Raw genomic sequence first — 2,809 nt, forward strand, 5'->3', positions numbered from 1 at the left:
AAAATCAAGTGCGGATTATATAATGTTACTAAATTCCGATACGGAACTTACGGAAAAAACAAAAACTCTTGACACTTTAACAGATGCTTTAGAAACAGATGAAAGTATCGGTATGATAACTCCAAAATTAGTTTTATCCGACGGGAAAATAGACAAGGCCTGTCATAGAGGAGAATCGTCGTTATTTGATTGTGCTTTATATTTTGTAGGTTTTGAAAAACTTTTCCCAAAAATAAAATTTTTTACACAATATCATTTATTAAACAAAGATTTATCAACCATACATCAGGTAGATGCCGTTAGCGGTGCATGTATGATAACAAAATTAGAGTATTTAAAAAAAACAGATTTTTTTGATGAAAGATTTTTTATGTACTCGGAAGATATGGATTTATGCAGAAAAATAAGGGAATTAGGATTAAAAATAATATATAACCCTACTGTTGAAATAATACATCATAAATATAAATCCGGTTTGAAAAGTAACGATAAAACAATAAAGAAAAAAATATCTAAACATTTCTATAATTCTTTTTTATTATACTACGATAAATGGTATAAAAAGCAGTGGTATTATAAAATACTAAGACCATTTATTTCGTTGTTTGTAAAAATAATATAAGGCAATCAGCTATATTTATATATAAAAATTTGATAAAATCATAAAAAATAAATTTAAATATTTGAGGTTAAAATGAAAGTCGTTATTTTGGCAGGCGGACTTGGAACAAGATTATCGGAAGAAACAAATTTAATTCCAAAACCATTGGTTGAAATCGGTGGTAAACCTATTTTATGGCACATAATGAAAATATATTCGGTTTATGGATTTAATGATTTTGTTATTCTTTCAGGATATAAATCTCATTTAATAAAAGATTATTTTATAAATTATTATAACAGATATTCTGATATTACGATTGATATGTCAACAAACACATTGGAAATTCATAAAACAAGAACAGAACCATGGAAAGTTACGGTTTTATATACAGGTAAAGATACATTAACAGGTTCAAGAATAAAAAAAGCTCAAGAATATATCGGTAAAGAACAATTTATGTTAACTTATGGAGACGGTGTTTCAAATGTAAATATTAATGAACTCATAAAACATCATAATAATTCTAAAAAATATATTACTTTAACTGCCGTTCAACCGTCCGGAAAATTTGGAGCTTTAGAAATAAACAGCGATAATACAATAACTTCTTTTATAGAAAAACCAAAAGAATCTTGGGTTAACGGTGGTTTTTTTGTTTGTAATTCGGAAATTTTTAATTATATAGAAGAAAATAACGATTTAATAAGTTTTGAAAGAGAACCGTTAGAAAATTTAGCAAAAGATAAACAGTTAAATGCTTATAAACATACCGGTTTTTGGCAACCGATGGACACTTTAAGGGATAAAAACTACTTAAATGATTTGTGGCAAAAAAAGCAAGCTCCATGGAAAGTGTGGTAACAACAAATTTTGCTCATTCATTAAACATAGCATAGGTTTCTCTATGAAGTAGCAACAATGATATATGTTTGCTTTGAATTAGAATATTAAAAAAATATAGCTATAGATAGTGCTTTAAATGATATAAACACTCTTAATAAAAGAATAAATATTTTGAGGAATAAACAGGTTAAATATGAAAAAGAAAAATAATAATGTTGTTTTGTCCATACATCAATCCATATATACATCTATACCGGCTCTAAAACTTTTTTCGGGAAAAACAGTTTTGGTTACCGGGCACACCGGGTTTAAGGGAACATGGCTTTGTTTGTGGCTTGAAATGTTGGGTGCAAAAGTTATCGGATATTCTATTGATATTCCGACAAAACCGTCTTTGTTTGAATTAGTAAAACCAAAATGTACAGATATCAGAGCAGATATCAAAGATTTTAACAGATTAAATTCCGTAATAAAGAAATATAAACCTGAAATAATTTTTCATTTAGCGGCACAACCGTTAGTAAGATTATCTTATAAAGAAACTTTAGATACATATCAGTCAAATGTTATAGGAACGGCAAATGTTTTTGAATCTTTAAAAAAGAACAAATTTGTTAAAGCTGTCGTTGCCATAACGACCGATAAAGTTTACTTAAATAATGAAACGGGAAAAGCATTTAAAGAAGAAGATTCGTTAGGAGGATATGATCCGTATAGTGCATCAAAGGCATGTTGTGAAATAGTAATATCTTCATATAGAAATTCTTTTTTTAATTTAGATGATTATAAAAAAACACATAATACATTAATAGCTTCGGTAAGAGCGGGAAATGTTATCGGTGGCGGTGATTTTGCCAAAGACAGATTGATACCGGACTTTATTAGAGCAATATTGTCCGGAAAAAATTTAGTAATAAGAAATCCGAAAGCAATTAGGCCATGGCAACATGTATTGGAACCGTTAAGTGCATATTTATTGTTGGGAGCTAAATTATTGCAAGGGAAAAAAGAATTTGCTCAAGGCTGGAATTTTGGTCCCGATAAAAAAGATATAAAAACAGTTGAAGAAATAGTAAAACAATTATCTGAAAATTTCAGTAATATAAAATATATGATAGATAAAACAAAACAACCGCATGAAGCACATTACTTAAAATTAGATATTTCAAAAGCAAAAAAAGAACTAAATTGGACACCAAGATGGACGATTAATATCGCACTGGACAAAATTTGCCAATGGACAAAAGCATATAAAAATAAAGAAAATATTAGAGAAGTATGTATAAAGCAAATAGAAGATTTTTGTAATACAAAAATTTGAAGAGTTCGTGTTATGAAAATGTAAAATAAGATATTGTTGTT

The 2,809-nt window shown here is 28.1% G+C and carries 2 protein-coding genes and 1 pseudogene; all 3 read left to right on the forward strand.

Annotated features, from left to right (window positions below; genetic code table 11):
• Positions 1 to 622: pseudogene (locus tag ACMUOV_RS03900) on the forward strand (glycosyltransferase family 2 protein); the annotation flags it as partial.
• A 72-nt stretch (positions 623 to 694) separates the two neighbouring features.
• Entirely contained in the window at positions 695 to 1,465 is a 771-nt protein-coding gene (rfbF, locus tag ACMUOV_RS03905) for a glucose-1-phosphate cytidylyltransferase (RefSeq protein WP_413853807.1), read from the forward strand.
• Between the two features lie 175 nt (positions 1,466 to 1,640).
• Positions 1,641 to 2,768, forward strand: coding sequence for a CDP-glucose 4,6-dehydratase (gene rfbG, locus ACMUOV_RS03910; protein ID WP_413853808.1), 1,128 nt, complete (start codon positions 1,641 to 1,643; stop codon positions 2,766 to 2,768).
• Positions 2,769 to 2,809 lie beyond the last annotated feature (41 nt).

The sequence above is a fragment of the Candidatus Ruminimicrobium bovinum genome, from assembly GCF_902760015.1.
GTDB classification, from domain to species: domain Bacteria; phylum Elusimicrobiota; class Endomicrobiia; order Endomicrobiales; family Endomicrobiaceae; genus Ruminimicrobium; species Ruminimicrobium bovinum.